The organism is Nostoc sp. DedQUE08 (assembly GCF_034530895.1).
GTDB lineage: Bacteria > Cyanobacteriota > Cyanobacteriia > Cyanobacteriales > Nostocaceae > Nostoc.
The window spans coordinates 77,874-95,595 of sequence record NZ_JAVRCD010000001.1 but is presented as its reverse complement, the minus strand read 5'-3'; the positions used below and the strand labels follow the sequence as shown (position 1 = coordinate 95,595).

General features: G+C 38.2%; 15 protein-coding genes. 8 read left to right on the top strand and 7 right to left on the bottom strand.

What is annotated here, in order from left to right:
* Nucleotides 1–20 precede the first annotated feature (20 nt).
* From RMY64_RS00385 to RMY64_RS00375, 3 genes are all read right to left on the bottom strand, one after another.
* Nucleotides 21–2,174, bottom strand: a complete 2,154-nt coding sequence (locus tag RMY64_RS00385; protein ID WP_322669895.1) for a hypothetical protein — start codon at nucleotides 2,172–2,174, stop codon at nucleotides 21–23.
* Nucleotides 2,171–5,617 carry a DEAD/DEAH box helicase family protein gene (locus RMY64_RS00380; RefSeq protein ID WP_322698999.1) on the bottom strand — a complete coding sequence of 1,149 codons (3,447 nt, stop codon included), beginning with the start codon at nucleotides 5,615–5,617 and terminating at the stop codon, nucleotides 2,171–2,173. Before RMY64_RS00380 ends, RMY64_RS00385 begins: the two co-directional genes overlap by 4 nt.
* A gap of 600 nt (nucleotides 5,618–6,217) precedes the next feature.
* Nucleotides 6,218–7,051, bottom strand: a complete 834-nt coding sequence (locus RMY64_RS00375) for an Rpn family recombination-promoting nuclease/putative transposase (protein ID WP_322698998.1) — start codon at nucleotides 7,049–7,051, stop codon at nucleotides 6,218–6,220.
* A 234-nt stretch (nucleotides 7,052–7,285) separates the two neighbouring features.
* On the opposite strand from RMY64_RS00375, the gene RMY64_RS00370 reads away from it, so the two are divergent.
* The 4 genes from RMY64_RS00370 to RMY64_RS00355 all read left to right on the top strand — a co-directional run bounded on the left by RMY64_RS00370 (nucleotide 7,286) and on the right by RMY64_RS00355 (nucleotide 11,534).
* Complete coding sequence (locus RMY64_RS00370; protein WP_322698997.1) at nucleotides 7,286–8,719, top strand: BCD family MFS transporter; 1,434 nt, start codon at nucleotides 7,286–7,288, stop codon at nucleotides 8,717–8,719.
* Between the two features lie 167 nt (nucleotides 8,720–8,886).
* Entirely contained in the window at nucleotides 8,887–9,693 is an 807-nt protein-coding gene (locus RMY64_RS00365) for an inositol monophosphatase family protein (RefSeq protein ID WP_322698996.1), read from the top strand.
* A gap of 215 nt (nucleotides 9,694–9,908) precedes the next feature.
* Nucleotides 9,909–10,481, top strand: coding sequence for a hypothetical protein (locus tag RMY64_RS00360; protein WP_322669890.1), 573 nt, complete (start codon nucleotides 9,909–9,911; stop codon nucleotides 10,479–10,481).
* A 99-nt stretch (nucleotides 10,482–10,580) separates the two neighbouring features.
* Nucleotides 10,581–11,534, top strand: a complete 954-nt coding sequence (locus RMY64_RS00355) for an MDR/zinc-dependent alcohol dehydrogenase-like family protein (protein ID WP_322698995.1) — start codon at nucleotides 10,581–10,583, stop codon at nucleotides 11,532–11,534.
* Between the two features lie 130 nt (nucleotides 11,535–11,664).
* On the opposite strand, the gene RMY64_RS00350 is transcribed toward RMY64_RS00355, so the two are convergent.
* The 4 genes from RMY64_RS00350 to RMY64_RS00335 all read right to left on the bottom strand — a co-directional run bounded on the left by RMY64_RS00350 (nucleotide 11,665) and on the right by RMY64_RS00335 (nucleotide 14,760).
* Nucleotides 11,665–11,952 (bottom strand): hypothetical protein, encoded by a 288-nt coding sequence (locus RMY64_RS00350; protein WP_322669888.1) that lies wholly within the window; start codon nucleotides 11,950–11,952, stop codon nucleotides 11,665–11,667.
* Between the two features lie 83 nt (nucleotides 11,953–12,035).
* Nucleotides 12,036–13,082, bottom strand: coding sequence for a chlorophyll synthase ChlG (gene chlG, locus RMY64_RS00345; RefSeq protein WP_322698994.1), 1,047 nt, complete (start codon nucleotides 13,080–13,082; stop codon nucleotides 12,036–12,038).
* 265 nt (nucleotides 13,083–13,347) lie between these two features.
* Nucleotides 13,348–14,448, bottom strand: coding sequence for an ArsA family ATPase (locus RMY64_RS00340; protein ID WP_322669886.1), 1,101 nt, complete (start codon nucleotides 14,446–14,448; stop codon nucleotides 13,348–13,350).
* A 120-nt stretch (nucleotides 14,449–14,568) separates the two neighbouring features.
* On the bottom strand, nucleotides 14,569–14,760 hold the full coding sequence (locus tag RMY64_RS00335) for a DUF2862 domain-containing protein (protein WP_322669885.1): 192 nt from the start codon (nucleotides 14,758–14,760) through the stop codon (nucleotides 14,569–14,571).
* A 165-nt stretch (nucleotides 14,761–14,925) separates the two neighbouring features.
* Between RMY64_RS00335 and RMY64_RS00330 the strand changes: the two genes are divergently transcribed.
* The 4 genes from RMY64_RS00330 to RMY64_RS00315 form a co-directional block, all read left to right on the top strand.
* Nucleotides 14,926–15,063 (top strand): hypothetical protein, encoded by a 138-nt coding sequence (locus RMY64_RS00330; protein WP_322669884.1) that lies wholly within the window; start codon nucleotides 14,926–14,928, stop codon nucleotides 15,061–15,063.
* Nucleotides 15,064–15,472: 409 nt separating this feature from the next.
* Nucleotides 15,473–16,279, top strand: coding sequence for an ABC transporter permease (locus tag RMY64_RS00325; RefSeq protein WP_322669883.1), 807 nt, complete (start codon nucleotides 15,473–15,475; stop codon nucleotides 16,277–16,279).
* Nucleotides 16,280–16,283: 4 nt separating this feature from the next.
* Nucleotides 16,284–17,024: an ABC transporter ATP-binding protein gene (locus tag RMY64_RS00320; protein WP_322669882.1), complete on the top strand. Its 741-nt coding sequence runs from the start codon at nucleotides 16,284–16,286 to the stop codon at nucleotides 17,022–17,024.
* A 180-nt stretch (nucleotides 17,025–17,204) separates the two neighbouring features.
* Nucleotides 17,205–17,722, top strand: a 518-nt coding sequence (locus RMY64_RS00315) for a hypothetical protein (protein WP_322669881.1), incomplete at its 3' end; no start/stop codon positions are given.

Sequence of the window (17,722 nt, the reverse complement as noted above, 5' to 3'; positions counted from 1 at the left end):
CTCAATACTGATTAATACAGTCATTTAGCAACACCAAAATTTTTATACTCCCTAATATACTTAAATGGAAAAGGGATTACGGTACTTTGCCCTGTGCGGACAAAATCAACATCCATAGTTTCAAGGAGTTGTCTAAATATCAGTTTTGAGTTATCCACCGCCACGATTTTACGAAGATGACAGGCATCTTTGAAAGAGAATTGTATCTTTTCTTTTCGATCGCCAACAAGGTAATAAGCTTCTTTTTCAGTTTCACCAAAATATTTTATGTTGAGAGAAGCGTCGAATAAATCTTCTTTGCTCTGGTTATCCTGCGGGAATTTCAATCGAATTTGATGTTTGTCAAGAAGGTAATCTCTAAAACCAATAGCTTCACTTGTACTACTAACATCAATATCCTTATCTCTTACCTTCTTTGTTGTCCCCAAATACTGCGCGATTAAACGCTTAAAATCTCGTTTTGATATAGATTGGTTCCCAATTTTTCTAAGTTCCGATGAGAATGATTCAAATTTTTCAAGATTAAGGTCAGATGCTTCTTGTAAGAATTCTTCAACTAGATCAGCTAGCTCATCTCCACTTCCCTTATCTTCAGGAAGTTCAGTTTCGACTTCCTTGAGAATAGCTTCAATTTTAGAAAGGTCAGGAATACTGATTTCATCAGTTATAAATATCTGATTTATATCACCAGCATCAGAAATAACAAGACCTTCTAATGTCTCGATTTTATCTCCTGAGCTATCCTCTGTCATAAATTTTCTATATTTCTCAAACTTTTGCCAGTTAAATAATATATCTTGACCATCTATTTCGTAAAATTCAAAATTACCATTTGGTTGAATTTCCATAAAAATTACGTGGTCTCTATCTTCATCCCAAGCAGCAAAAGTCCAAATTCCTTTTAGTTGAAGTTTAGCCCAATCAAACAAGTTCAATGTTCGAGAGCTAATATCACGCTTTATAAGCTGTTCCTTTAGAATTGTTTTAACAATAGACTTAGAGACATTTTTTGTTGATTCAATTGTCAGATGTTGCCGCTGAAATTTATCTGTTGAAGGGAGGTATTCGTCCTTTTGTCCTCTTTTTTCATAAAATTCAGCATCATGTATAATTCTAAAATTTAGAGTGTTTTCTTTATCACGTTTACTAACGGTGATTAGTTTTTCATCAGTGATATAAGGAAGAAGAAATTCTTTCAGTGTAATTACTAAATTAGTAGAATCTTCATCATTCACTCTATCAACTATATGTATTGCCTGACCATCTAGTTTTGAGTAAAGTTGTTTTGGACTTTTAAGCAAAGTATTTTTGAGTTCAATGCTGCAATCAATTTCAAGAGTGGAAAAATTAACATTCATGTATTCCGATAGATATTGTTGAATACTATTGAAAACTTGAAACAAAATACCTGCTCGGCTTTTCTCAAATTTATCTATACTTTCAAACTCAAGGAAATTGGTATGAAGCTTTTTACCTTGTTTACTGCATTGTATGTAAGACTTTGTAGGATCTGTATTTTTACCATCAGATGGAAGCGACCTTTTCAGAGTTCCTGTGCCACTATGGAACACATATTCAGGTCTTTTAAGAATTTTTTTTAATTCTGCTGTGCCTTTATATTCTTTTAATATGGAAACCTTTTTTCGATAAGAGACTACACTAACTTTTAATAAGAATTCGTTTGTTTGGCTCTCATCACGACTAAGAGTGATTTCAGCAACACCAATTGCATCATAAAGTTTATTGTTTAAGGGAGGGACTTTAAGTAATGCTCCAGTCAGATTTGAGAAATGTAGATGTTTAAATCTAGAGCGTGATGAACCTAGAGAGTTAACTAATAAACGGGCAAGTGTTACTTCACATATACATTCATCATTTCCAGTATAAACAGCCTGGGGTTTTACCTCAATTGCAGATACACTAGCAAATTTAGGATCGGTTCTAAGTTTTTGAAGTAATACGTAAGTATCATTCGATTTTTTATCAAACATAGCATAGGCATATTGAGCATATCCAACAGACATGGCTTTATAATCTTCACCTATAATACAATCCAGTTCTTCTGCTCCCCACCATTTGCCATTTTTGCCTCGTTTAAAGCGGATAAAAACAAAATCTCTTTCAATAGCATCAATATGAAAATTTATATTTAGTTTATTTGTAAGAATGCTCATGTTAAAAATTCATTCACAATAAATTTAAGTGCTAAATTATCGATTGTATCATTTTTACAGAGATAGGGAACTTCTATAATTTTTCCGCCAAATGATGGAATCGGTTGAAAGGGAGTGTTGGAAGAACCAAGAATATTGATGACAAAAACCCTTTCTGCTCGAACAATCGCCATTTTCTCACAGATTTTATCAATTATTTCATCAGCTTTTACTGCAACCCGATCATTCCATAGCTTGAAGTCTATATAAATATTTTGCTCTGTTTTAAAGTCAAAGAGTTCAAATTCATCTATATTCAGTTCTAGTAAGGGAATATTTAAGAGGTTTTGAAAAATATGTTTCCCACAGACTTCGCCTAATGCCCCTTTATAAATATTGTTAAACATGGGAGGGGTCAGCATTAGTTGAGATTTAGTAAATGTTGTTGCCCAATTAGAATCAGTGAATAATTTATGTAGAGTATCGATTTTCATCAACTCTGTAAGACGGGCAGTTTGTTCGCTCACTTCTTTAACTTCTCTTTTACCGTAGTCATCAGAAAAGAAAACTTCGATATCATCATAGTCATTTTCATGCGAGAAATAATATGAATCGGCAGGTTTTGGCAAATGCAGGTAAATATTATTCCAGTTAATATTGCATTCTGACTCTTTGACAATACTTGGTTGATAAAGAACTTGTTCTCTTAGTTCTTGCCACTTTTTAACACTCTGTTTTGTCCACGGCGTACTCAGTTGGCGACGTATGTAAACAGCAGTTTGATTACTTTTATGGGATGCACGGTTTTGTGCTTCTATTAAATCTTCAGATTGGTTAGTCGATTCACCTGCTGATTCAAGGAGAGCAGTATATTCACGAATAGGAATTACATCTTCTGGTAGAGAAAACCCGATTAAATGTTTTCGGATAGAAGCGTCAGCAAGAATATGAATTGTTGGAGCCTTCATATTAGTACGACATATTCGACCTAGTGCCTGAATAATAATTTTATTTAAGTAACGTGAATAAGCATTTGTATTGTATGGGCTGATGAAGTCCTCAGCCTTTCGTCTAGGCTTATATCTTCCTATATATTTATGAAAAGCTTCATCTAGCTTGCTCTTAAACTGGTTTAGTGAAAAATCTCCATTCTCCCGAATAAATTCCAATTGAAAAATATATTTTATAAATTCATCATCATCTATATTATTTTTAAATATATTAACAATAATATTTCTTGGGTTATCTAAATATATCCCGTTAATATCCATGTTTGAATGCTTGGGTAAGCTATTAATATGTATTGGCTCTAGACCAGAAGAAACAGGAAATTGTAAATTTTGTCCAACACCAATCGTTTGGTATGCAGAAATAATAAATCGGCGTTTATTATCTTTTAGCTCATTGAGCAGTTTTTCTTTATTTGCTTCAAATTTATTTGAACTAAGCACAAAAAATGTATCAGCCACAGAACCTTCAATAGTATTTTGATGGCTATCCAATAAAAAATCCGCATATTTATGCAATATATGCAGGTCGAACTTTGGGTCGGAAGGCTTTGGTAATTTACTAAAAAGACAAAGGAACGCATGACAATCAGGATTATCCAAAAAATATTTCCATGCTGTTAAAGCTCTTACATAACGGCAAAATGAAAATTCAATACTTTCTTCATCATCATTAGTAATTGTATGGCGAAGAGTATTCCATAAATCCTGGGCTACTTCTCGATCATTGAAAAGGTCTTCAAGCTGTTTGATTGCTTCTTTTTGTATATCTGTCCCAATAAATTTAGTTTTTATAGAGACTTTATTATATCCTTGAGTTGCTTCGTTATATGCGTTTTGAAGTTTAATAAGAGCATCATCTTTAATACGTATAAATGAATCTCCTAAACGAGATTTCAGATACTTAAGATCATAATTACCAATGTTTGTATAAAGCCCAGCCGTAGCTGAAATACCTACTACCAAAGCTTTTGAGCAAACTCCAGCTAAAAAAGATTCGGGTGTACGGCTGAAGTTAAACATATATATTTTTGATAATGTATCATGCTCATCACTATCGACGATATCATAGTAACGAAACCCCCTATCATAAAAAGTCTGATTTTGGATTGTTCCTTGATAGGATTGCAAGCCATACGGCAAATCATCTTCAAGAATTTTACGGGTTAAAAATTCCACATCTTTAAGGTGAAAATTATTAAGAACTGTCTGAATAGCTAATTTAAAAGGAAAAGTTTCCTGTCCGCCTTTATCTTCCTCTTTTAAATGGCGATAGTTATTTGCTAAATATTTAATTCCTGTCTGAAAATATGATAAATAGCCAGTAATTGTACTCAGCAATTCCTGTATGTCAATACCCGTCTTTTTATATTTAATATTAAAAGCATTAATCCAATTTGTACGGCTATTTATATCTCCAATAATCTCTACACGTTGATTACGATCCAGCACATTATGAAATTTATAATCATAAAAAAGAAAGTTTCTTTCCTTAGTTGAAAAATTCTCGTGAGATTTACAGATATGCTGTAATTGATATTTTTTGAATATATAATTAGCTTTCTCTCGTAATGATTCAATCTGTTCTCGTAGAGATGGCCAGTTTTTACCTGAAGATTGCTGCTTTCGCCATTTTGATTCTTGTAAAAGTACTTCAGGGCACTCGGTTTGCATCAGATGATTATGAATATTTAAGAATAAATCAATAAGATCCACTCGATTTCTTAACCCAGATTCAATAATATTTTTGAGTACAGTTTCTTTGGTAGTATCAAACTCATCAATAAAAATAAGTGATTTATTAATAAACCGCTCAGAGAAGTAATATGATGGTTCAATAAGTGTTGTGTTTTGAGCAACAAACTTATCTATACTAAGAAATAAAATAGTTTTATCATCTGTAAATACTGCGGGATAAAGTTTTCCAATCCATTGGTAATCTTGATTATTCTTGATAGCTGACAGACGAGCCTTTTTCGTTTTAAAATTTTCTGACAATATTCTTTTAATAATGTCTCTGAATGCTGGCTCAATATTTTTACGAATATCTGTTTTAATGTTTTCTTTAAAGTCGCTAGGTAATTGCTCACTTTGGAGCATTTCTATATATTTTTTTAGTTGCAAATATATTTTATTTTTAAATATATCAGGAATTTCTTGGTCAAGTTTTAGTAAGTTGTTGATAACAGGATCGACATTAGAATCAATAAAAAGAACATATTTTTCAAAATCTTCCTCATTTCCATCGGCGATAAAATGTTTTTTTAGTTCGTCAATAGGTAAGTTTTTTTTAAGGTTAGTAATAAACAGAATTTTTCTCTTTTGCTTGGCAAATTCCTTGTAATTAGAATGTATAAACTTTAGAACAATGTATGTTTTACCCGAACCAGTTGCCATACTTAGGAGAAGCAGCCCAAGATTGTCTTGTTTGCAGTATTGGTTTAATATTTCTTCCATATCCCTGATAACCTCATTAAAGTTGAAAAAAGTTGGACGTGAATGTTAAATCTAGATAGCGATCGCCAACTATGACACCACTATTAGCAGTAAAAGTAGAAGTAAAGTAGACTACTATCTCAGTTAGCTCCTATTGATGCCCAGCAAGATTTAAGCCAATGCTTACAAAACAAGCTCTAAATTATCCAAAAGGTGTCATTTACGGTTCTTTTGGGTGGAATAGAGGGGCTATGCAAAGGTTAAATACTGGGATATTCTGCTATCAAGTCCCAGCCCCGATGGAGTAATGAGTATCTTACATCCATCTGTAACATTTTGGCGCGATCGCATCATCGCCATACAAAAAGTTAGCTATGGTAAGCGGTGAAGTATTTGATACCAAAACAAAATTCTCTAACCTCTGTAGCTTCTGCTTTTCAATGAAGTGAAGAATTTAGCAGCTTAAACAGAGGATTTATTTACTCTTTGATAAAATTATGAGCATCTTAATTTGTCATATTTTGGCGCGATCGCTCTGGAAACCATAAAAGGACATTTGAGGATTTTAATCAAGCTCTTGTCATTTTGTAAAAATATAACAACAGACATGAAATGTCCATTCTATGTATTTTGTTGTGCGGCAAGCTGGACAGCTTCTATATCAACATTGAGGTGTTGAGCAATCTGCTCCACACTCATCCCTGTTTTTAGTAACAGAGGCACGGTAAGTTTCAACATTTCAGCTTCCCGTTCTTCTCGACCTTCTTCTCGACCTTCCTCTCGACCTTCTTCTCGACCTTCGGCTTTCGCTTCCTGATAAACCCTTGTTTGCTCTAAAGTCAATCCCAGCATAGCTTCAACTTCCTCTCTACTCAAGGTCGAAAACTTATAAACGGCAATTGTGGTTATGATATTGAGTATTTCGTTTTGCGGCAGTGTGTCCGTTTCCTCTAATTTTACCCGCTCAATCAATTGCTTTGCCTGCTCTGCCATCACTTCATCCGATGCTAGAGTCAACTGCATCAAGTTGATGCCTATTGGCTGCTGATTAGTCGCGCCTAACTCATCTAAATAGATTCGCTGCACTTGGTCGCTATTGAGAAATATTCGATGAGTTTTTTGATCGCTTGGTTCCAAAGAGCGTGATGAAAAAATTACCACACAGAACCAGTCATCATACTGAAAACGATTCCGGTTTAGGTACATCAGCGACTCGGTAAAGAACCGATGGTAAAGAGCTTCATCTCTTTGGAATTGAACTTCAGCAAAAAAGATAACTCTGCATGTTGCATCCTCTGGAGGTAAAAAAACACCATCGATGCGGAAAGCCGTTTCTTTGACTTCAAGTGATTCAAATCGATAGTTTTGTGCTTGAGGAGGAGGGACATCAATCAGTTCAAAGAGTAACCCAGGAAAGCGCTTAAAAATTTGATAGTAAATGGAGTCTCGTTTCACTATTTCATCCTAAAATTCTCTGGTTATGCGTAGGCGTAGCCCGTCGTAGACATCGCACATTACAACCAAGTCCTAAAAATTAATCGTAACTTGGCTGAAGCCTACGCTAATCAAGGTGTATAATCGCTTGCCAAATCGCAACTTCAACTTTTCGTTCGCTGATTTGGAGTGAGTAGGGTTTATCTTTATTTAAGGAGAGAAATTAAATCCTATAAAGCATACGAAAAAGTAGCTATGGCAAGCGGTGAAGTATTTGATACCAAAACTAAATCCCTATCTGTGCCAAGGGTAAACCTGCTGACCATGTTCCGCCTGGGTTTATTTCAAATGGGGTTGAGCATGATGTCCATCTTGACTCTAGGCGTACTCAACAGAGTCATGATTCAAGAAATAGCAATTCCGGCGACGCTGGTATCGGTAGTTCTAGCACTGCCTTTATTTGTTGCTCCTTCCCGTGTCTGGTTCGGCCAGATTTCCGATGCCAAGCCGTTATGGGGAAACCACCGCACAGCTTATGTTTGGGTGGGCGCGGCAATATTTGCGATCGCAGCCTTTTTAGCTGTACAAGTAATGTGGCAGATGAATCTTGCTGGAAATAGTGCAGGTGGTTGGGTATGGACAACCCAAACAATCGGCTGGACAGCACTTTTGGCTTTAGTTTTCGCTGTATACGGTCTAGGAATTTGTGCTAGCGGTACTGCTTTTGCTGCTTTGTTGGTGGATATATCTGAAGAAGATAACCGTTCCAAAGTAGTCGGCGTGGTTTGGTCGATGCTAATGGTGGGGATTATTGTTGGCGCGATTATCAGTGCTAGTTTGCTCAAGCAGTTAACTCCAGAAGCAACTGTAGAAACCTTGCAGCCAGCAATCAACCGATTGTTTACTATTGTCCCAGCAATTGTATTTGGTTTAGCGATCGCAGCGACATTTGGCGTAGAAAAAAAATACTCTCAATACTCAACCCGTTCTACATTGGTGAATCGGGAAGATAGCATCACTCTAGGCAATGCTTGGAAAATTTTGACAGCTAGTCCACAAACAGGTATATTTTTCACCTTTTTATTGGTGATGACTATCAGTTTGTTTATGCAAGACCCGATTTTGGAACCTTATGCGGGTCAAGTGTTTAAAATGCCCCTAGCGGAAAGTACCAAATTAAATATTTTTTATGGAACAGGTCTATTGATTGCTTACGGCGTTACGGGCTTTTATATTATCCCGCGTTTGGGTAAGCGCAGAACCGCACGTTTTGGCTGTATGTTGGTAGCATTCTGTGCAATATTACTAGGTATCTCAGGATTCACAGCTAATGCAGCAGTTCTTAAACTAAGTTTGGTCTTGTTCGGTTTAGCCACAGGTTTCTTAACTACAGCCGCAATTAGCTTGATGTTGGATCTTACCGCAGCAGAAGCCGCAGGTACGTTTATTGGAGCATGGGGATTAGCGCAGTCCATCTCTAGAGGAATCGCTGTGGTAATTGGAGGTACAGTTTTGGATATTGGACGCAAGCTGTTACCTAGCGCAGAGTTAGCTTATGGACTGGTATTCGTTCTAGAAGCGGTAGGAATGGTGCTGTCGATTTGGTTTCTGAATCGGGTGAACATCACAGAATTTCAAACAAGTACCAAGCAAGCGATCGCTTCAGTTTTAGAAAGCGATTTAGATTAAACTGTATAGGGCATGGGGCATGGGGCATGGGGCATTGGGCATGGGACAAATGACCAATACTTCGGCTTCTCTACGAGACGCTATGCGTTAGCGGAGCTTTCGCTTTAGCGATACGCTCAGTACAAGTGACAAATGACCAATGACAAATGACAAATGACTAATAACCAATGAATGATTTTTGGACAACAATTCTTGATTTTGCCCAAACTACCACTACCAGAGTGGGCAAGCAGCTAATGCAAGATTTTGGGCAAGTACAGGCTGACCAAAAAGCTGATGGTAGTTTGGTGACGCAAGCAGATAAATGGGCAGATCGGGAAATTCGGGATGCGATCGCTTCTACTTTCCTTGGCTACGGCATTTTGAGCGAAGAGAGCGATCAGTCATTTCCCGGTACTGAGTGGTGCTGGGTAATCGATCCTCTTGATGGTACAACGAACTTCACACGCGGCATTCCCATCTGGACAATATCTCTGGGTTTGCTGTATCGAGGTACGCCCATTTTTGGGTATATTTACGCCCCAACTCTGAATCAAGCTTTTCATGCGTTTTGGGCAGGTTCATCTGGGTTAACACCCCCAATAGGAGCATTTCTCAACAACCACCCCATCCACACCAGTGTAGATAGTCCTAGCAATAATCACTTTTTTAACCTCTGTTCCCGTAGCACCGCAGCTATCAAAAATGGCTTTCCTTGCAAAATTAGGATGTTGGGTGTAGCTAGCTATAACTTTTTGACAGTTGCTACTGGGGCTACTCTCGGTGGGATTGAGGCGACACCAAAAGTTTGGGACTTAGCCGGGGCTTGGGTAATTGTCCAAGCTGCTGGTGGAGTCTGGGCTTCGCTGAAGTCAGAGCCGTTTCCATTGTCACCAGGAGAAGATTATAGCGATCGCTCTTTTCCCACCCTTGTGGTTAGTCGTGCCGAATTAATTCCGGTATTTCAACCTTTTCTCGAAGGCGTAAAAATTTAATTTGCAAATTAATACCTTAAGTAAGCCCTTTTGTCAATCAGCCTCTCGGAGTATTGCATAAGCGATATTAAACTTAACAAAACCCAAGTCAAACAAAGAATTGAGTATAAATAAAGCTAGTAATAATCCTGATTTAAGTGCAAAACCAGTGTAGTTATTAATTTAAGTATAATTGTGACTTTCATCACACTGGTTAATTTAGTATAAAAAATTTTATGTTGTCTAATCTAGATTTAATTCGAGAGTTTGTACAAAACTCTATTCAAAAAAAAGACGTTTTGTTGTCAAATCCTGTTTTGACAGCGCAAACAGTGTATAAAATAAACCAACTGACAGCAAAATCTGAAGGCGTAATTGCCACTGCTCAACTATCAAATACCCTATCTGAATTCTCGATTTCTCCAAAATCAACCCAGTGGGAATTGATAAATCAGGCATTAGCAGAATATAGTTATATTCTCAAAGGAGAAGTAGATAGTCGGGGTTTCTATCAGTATCAATACTGCGAAGTTCCCAAAGGCTATCAGATGAATTGTACTAAATGTGTCATTCTATGGCGGGCCTGGTGGAAATATTGCAAACATAGTTCAAGACCAGGGATTCCGTTGGAACTTCTGATTAGAACACGAGATTCATGGTACCCAATTAGAGATTTAATTATCAGTGACGGACTTCTTTATATCAAAACCTTGGGAAGTGAGATTGCACTTGGATCAGACGATTTAGTTACTTGGTTAAGCAAAGTTGATGTAACCAAAATTAAAGAAATACCTTCTACAGAGACATAGGTGTGGGTATGGGGTTACGGATGTATACCCCTATATTTATTTGCAAACATTTTTCAAAGTGATATTGACAACATAATTAGGCAAAGGACGTGAAGAGAAATGAAAGGACTTTGGCTCGAAAATAAGCAGTTGCAATTACGCACAGATATTCCGGTTCCTGAGCCGCCACAGGGAGAAGCCTTAGTACGCGTCTTGCGTGCAGGTATCTGTAATACCGATCTGGAACTACTTAGAGGCTACTATCCCTACACTGGTATTTTAGGGCATGAATTTGTCGGCATTGTCGAACGAGGGCCAGAACACTTAGTTAACCAACGCGTAGTTGGAGAAATCAATGCTGTATGTGGGCATTGTCGGTTTTGTCGTAGCGGACAACCAACTCATTGCGAAAATCGTACAGTTTTGGGTATTGTCAATCGCAACGGTGCCTTTAGTGAATATCTTTGTTTGCCGGTAGAGAACCTGCATTTAGTACCTGATAATGTGCCAACAGAAGTAGCAACATTTACTGAACCTGTAGCAGCAGCTTTGGAAATTCAGCAGCAAGTGCCATTGCATCCAAACCATCGGGTGCTAGTAGTTGGAGATGGCAAACTAGGGCAATTAGTAGCTCAGACACTAGCTCTAACTGGCTGTGAACTCGTAGCTGTGGGGCGTCATCGAGAAAAACTGGCTAACTTAGAAGCACGGGGAATAAAAACGAGTCTAGCTGATGATATTACAGATGGATATTTCGATATCTCAGTAGAATGCACTGGCAATCCAGAAGGATTTGCGATCGCCCGCCGCGCTCTCCGTCCCCGTGGTACGCTTGTACTGAAAAGTACTTATGCTGGCAACCTCAGCCTAGATGCTTCTTCCTTAGTAGTAGATGAAATCACCCTCATCGGCTCCCGTTGTGGCCCCTTTACCCCAGCCCTCCAGCTACTAGCCACAGGACAAGTTGATGTGCAACCCCTGATTCATGCCACCTACCCTCTCATTGAAGGGCTTGCAGCTTTTGAACACGCCCAGAGTCGGGGTGTTTTAAAGATATTGTTAGAGATTAGTTAATTGTCATTGGGTATCGGGCATTGGGCATTAGGAATGCTGAGTGCTGAGTTAGGAGTTAAGAGTTAAGAGTTTTGTTTATCTCCTTGTCCCCTTGTCCTCTCATCTCCCTGCTCCCCTGCTTCCCCACTCCCTAATATAGATAAGGATTAGTCTTTGGTTGATAGTCACGACAATAGATTGCTTCTTCTGTATTGGCAATAGATGGGCGTACAGTACATTTAAGACGGTAATTGTCGGTAAAAAATTGGCAACCAGTACAGGGAATTTGATGCATTTGCTTGGCTGTACTAACACTATCTCGTGCGGCCGTCCAGAGACTCAACACAACCAGAATAGTTACAGTCCAAGCAACTACAAAACAAATCGGGACTAATAAAGGTTGAATCCCATTAATTAAGAAAAATATCAATTGAAGCATAGTATGTCCTGATACAAATTAGGAGTTAAAAGTATATTAACTCTTAACTCCTAATTCTTAACTTCCCACTATGGAGGTACAAATTAAACGCCAGCATGACCCAGGGCTAAACCTGTTACCAGCATTCCCAGAACAAGGAAAGGTTGGGCACTAGCTTGGTACTTAACATCATTTTTTACGGGGTCACGTAGGAAATACATATCCTGCAAGGTGATTTGCGGGATGATTAACAGTACTAGTATTGCTGCATACAAATTTTCGTGGATGCTGACGAGGTAAGCTGCAATCAATCCTTGAAATATATCAATTGTCGCTACACAAATCCATGCCGCAGTGGTGATGCCAAACATTACGGGTAGTGAATTTAATCCTAGCTGGCGATCGCCTTCTACACTCTTAAAATCATTGACAATGGCAATACCCAATCCAGCCAAGCTGTAGAACATTGTCAAGATCACAATTGTGGAATTCAGTTCTCCAAATAAAGCGTGTCCTGTAGACCAAGGTAGAGTAATGTAGCTTGCACCCAAGGCGTAGCTACCTAGCCAGCCGTTTTGCTTGAGTTTCAGGGGAGGCGCAGAATAAATATAAGCGATGAAAGAACCAATAATCGCGATCGCTGTAATTGTCGGGAATTCATGACCAGACCACACATCTAGCGCAAATGCCAAACCATAGCCAGCAATCAGTAATACCCAAATCTGAATAATTACCTGGGGTAAGGGAATTGCTCCAGAGGGAATCGGGCGATAAGGTTCATTGATGGCATCGATTTCGCGATCGTAGTAATCATTAAGGATTTGGGTGTAACCTGTCATCAATGGCCCAGCCAATAACATACAGGCTGCTACCTTCAACACATTTTCCAGCGTCCAAGTATAGTTACCAGAAGAAGCCGCACCACAGACTACACCCCAAATTAAGGGAATCCAGGTGATGGGCTTCATGAGCTGTAAACGAATTTTCCAAATCGAAGTTTCTCCAGACGCTGCACCTTTCATCCCCAACATCTGCCTAGTTTTCGCATTGCGATCGGCAGATGTGAGCACTTGCTCATTGAGATTATTTGCCACTGAGTCTAGTGCTTCAGATGGGTTAGGGTCTGGGGGAATGGGAGTTGATTCTGACATAAGGCGTATTTTTTTAGAGTGAGGAGTTAGGAGTTAGAAGTTATGAATTATTAGTTAGGAGTTAGGAGTTATGAATTACGTCTAATGTGAATTAAGTCTAGAAACCCTTGTAATTTCGTGGGTATTCCCAATCATACAATTTTGGGCGAGTCTAGAAACCCTTATGCGATAAGAGGCTTTTCTAATTCACATCAGGCGTGAATTATTATTTTTATTCCTAACTCCTCACTCTTAACTCCTAACTTTGTTCCTACTCCTAACTAACTTAAAACGAAATTATCAAATAATGATTCTGAAACTTTGCTCCAGCAACGGGTCTGCCACTCAGAGCCGGGGGTAAGGGAATATTGCGTCGCTGATCTCCTGCTTCTACCGTGACTTCTGGCCCATATTGGGTAAGTTTGACTTGCTTTTTGTCAAATCCTGGTAAGAATAAGCGTACCTGACGATTGTGGATGTCTATTTCAATAGGTTTGGGAGCCTGTAAAGCTTGTGCTTCAAAGTTAGGTAGAGCGTCTATCAGTGGTTGCCAATCACCCGTGGGCGAGTTGGGAACGACGCTTACAGGTAAGGGTATAAATTCCTCTGACAGATTGATATTTGTCTCAGTAGACACAAGCAAAACACCACCGACAGTTAAACCGATTTGTTGAGCGCTACCCCATAAATAACGAGCATTTGCTACCTCAATCGGATCTCCTGTAGTCACTAAGAAAGCAGCGAGACGCTTGGGATCGGCCAGAGCGGCTCTCCCCTTTTCTAAGAAATTATTGACTTGGTTAGTGGGAGCGGCAAAGTTATCTGCTGTCCAGTTGATATTGAAAAAACTGCTAATCAGAGGTTGAATCAAAGGTGATTCAGTAATTGTCTTCCCCAAGTCGGAGTTGACAAACAATTGCCGAAATCGCCGGACATACCAACTCAGAGATTCTGGCAAACCCAACATTCGCAGCGTTAAAGAGTCGCCCGTGCCATCGTAGACGATCGCATCATATTTGCCACTGGCATCATATTCGCGAATAGCGTTCAGCGCTAGGGCGTTGTCCATCCCCGGCAAGACTACCAGTTCTTGACCAAAAACGTCTTTGAAGATGGGCGTGCGGAGATATTGCGCCTCAAGTTTTTTCACTTCGTCCCAGTTGCGCTCAAGCAGTACAGATGCTTGAAACTGTACCGCCTGTAACTTGGGAGAGATTTCTTGAGGATCGGCAGCAATGGGAGTCCCTAACAGGATTGACAATGTTGGTTCTGCTTGTCCTGCTAGAAGTACGCGCTTGCCTTGACTTGCCAATAATTTGGCGGCGGCGATCGCAATTTTGGTACGAGCGGTTCCGCCTTTGCCCAAAAATGTCAATATTTGAGCCATTAGTTGATTCCTATTTTCACCGCCGATCTTTTCAACTCCAACTTAGCACTCAATATAGACTCTCAACCTGTGCTTTCAACTTCAGAGCCAAAGAAAAATCCGGATCTGAGTTTTTTACTACTACACAGGTTTGATTTCATCTTCAAAAAACCAAGTAGAATAATTGTCTTCAAACAGAACCACTACACCGATTCCACCACCATCAGTGACTTTGTAGCCTTGGATGATACCCACTTGTCCGAGTTTTTTTACAACTGGGGCAGAAACGCGATCGCGTAAACGAAAAACTTTAACCTTTTGTCCGATTTCCATGCCTGATTACAATTTCAGATAAACCAAGTCTCAGTGTAGCGGAATCCGTGACTCTGCTCTCATCAATTCAGGGCAGATGAGGGAGAGATGAGAAAGAATAACTCCTAACTCCTGACTTAACAGCTTAAAATTAAATCGGCAACCAAACAGGTAAATACTTAATGTTTGTCTTTTTTGTTCAAAGACACCCAAAAGCGATCGCGTACTTCTAACAGAGAAAATTGCTATTGTCGGGCAACAATAGACACCGAAAGCACAATTGCGGTTGTCACAGGAACGGCTGCGATCGCACAACTTCGCTAGATAGAGCAGCGCTTCGATCGTTCCATGAACAAATATCTGAATAAAAGCATTTTTATTGACTATAAAGCAATTATATGGTAGAAGTCCTAATTATTTGCGATCGCTCAGTTCTAGGAACCAATTGATAAATTCATTGGTCTTGCCCGGATAGGATGTGATTAAGAGTATAAAAATGGTAACTATTAGGACTTCGATTTGATTTCTAAAAACATACTGAGACTGAAAAGCTTATTTTATAAGGGTTTTATCTAAAATCTTGTTCAAAAATCAGATATGAGTCCCATAGTAACTTATGTTTAACAACGCTTTTTAAAATAAAGTTTTTATTGTTAAAGTAATGCGGTAAAGTAGCCACCAATAGTATAAAATCTGCAAATAATTTAGCTATGAACTGTAGCGGTGTGTAAGGATGAAGCTTTCGGTTAAAAGTAATTCAACTTGGTTGCAAGTGTGGCGCTACTGGGAATTGCTGCACGTCTTGGTAGCGCGAAATCTTAAAGTGCGTTACCGGGGTTCATTTCTAGGGGTTTATTGGTCGCTATTGAACCCGTTGATTATGACCGGGCTATACACTGCAATTTTTGGAACAACGTTTTCGTCGTATTACAATAACTCAATCCCAAACTATGTATTAGCAGCATTTACAGGACTGGTGGTAATCAACTTTTTTTCAGCTTCCACTTCTCAGGCACTGAGTAGTGTAGTAGGTAACGGCTCACTTTTAAATAAAATTCGTCTGCCAGTCAGTATTTTCCCAGTATCAATGATTGCAGCAAATGTGTTTCAGTTTGCCGTTGGAGTGTTGCCTTTATTAGGAATAATAACTTTTGTTAAATCCAAAAGTTTATTAAACGTGGTAGCATTGCTGGTTCCATTTTTAGCGCTGGTTTTAGTCTGTATGGGAGTTGGTTTTTTGGTCAGCGCTTTATATGTATTTTTTAGAGATTTACCTTATTTTTATGAGCTAATTGTATTTGTAATTTGGATCGGTAGTCCTGTATTTTATCCGCCAGACATTGTTCCAAAAACAGTAAAAGCATTTTTAGGATTAAATCCTTTATCACCAGTTATTGAAAGTATCCGGCAGATTACACTATCGGGAATGCTACCAGATTTAAGTTTAATTTGGGGAGCCTTGCTGAGTGGCATAATTATTTTGTCACTGGGATGGGTTTGTTTTCAACTGTGGCGGCATCAATTTATGGATTTGCTGTAAATAAATGGAAGTAATTCGCCTAGATCGAGTTTCGCTGTGGCGACGAACGCAAGAAGAGTTTTCTTATGACCTAAAGAAAACACTCCTATCTTTTTTGGAAGGTAAATATCACCAGCCTGCGAAGAAACAGGTGCTAAATGAAATTGATTTAGTTGTTGAAAAAGGTGAAAAAATAGGTATTATAGGGGCAAATGGCTCTGGTAAATCAACATTATTAAAGATAATTTCTGGGATTTTACAACCTACTAGCGGATTAGTGCGAGTACGAGGTCAAATTGCGCCATTGATTGAACTTGGAGCGGGGTTTGATGCAGAAATTTCTGTGATGGATAATATTTTGTTGTATGGCGTATTACTGGGATATTCCCGAGCAGAAATGCGAAGAAGAACGCTTTCAATATTAGAGTTTGCAGAGTTAGAAGATTATGCATTAGTACCAGTGAAGGGATTATCTTCTGGAATGGTAGCGCGATTAGGGTTTGCGATCGCCACCGATATACAGCCGGATATTTTGATATTAGATGAAGTATTGTCGGTAGGAGATGAAAGTTTCAAAAACAAGTGTAAGCGAAGAATTGAGCAATTTTGGAATCAGAACGCTACTGTATTAGTAGTTTCTCATGATTTAAAATTTATCAAACAATCTTGTGTTAGAGGAATTTGGTTAGATCAAGGAAAAGTGCGTTTTATGGGAAACGCGGATGAAACTGCCGACTACTATTTAAACTCAGTAAGTAAAATTTAATTTAAATTATCTAAATTTCCTTATCAGTAGTAATTTTGCCTGAAGGAAAATGATTTGATGAACTACGTGAATCGAAAGACTATATGATTAGATATACTTAGGCAAAAATTTTAGTTAAGCTTTAAACAAAAATGTATTCTATTGTAAAGAATGATTGATGATAAATTTCAGGAGAATCAGATGGATTACGAAAAAATACTAGAGCGTATAAGTGATGTTTATCAACAATCCGTTAGATTTTATCGTCCGGCTGGAAATGAGGAAGAAGAATCAAGCAAAACTCTACCTCATCAACTACTAAATAATAGTTATGTTACAGAAATTGATGGTAACTATTTATTATTTTTTAATGATATATATACAAATACTATTCGAAAATGGCTAAAAAATATTTTAAAAAAAATATCATGGCCTATCTTTAAAAGACAAGTTTATTATAATTCTGCTGTTAGACGAGTTTTATACAATTTAATTCAAAAAACTGATCAATATTCTACAAGGGATAAAGAAGTAAATAATAAGCTTTCTCAGTTTGAGCAGAAAATAGACCAACTATCTCAACTTAAGCAGAAAATAGACCAACTACCTCAACTTAAACAGAAGATAGACCAACTACCTCAACTTGAACAAAAAATAGAACAGCTTTCTCAACTTGAGCAGAAAATAGAGCAAATTTCTCAACTTGAGCAGAAAATAGA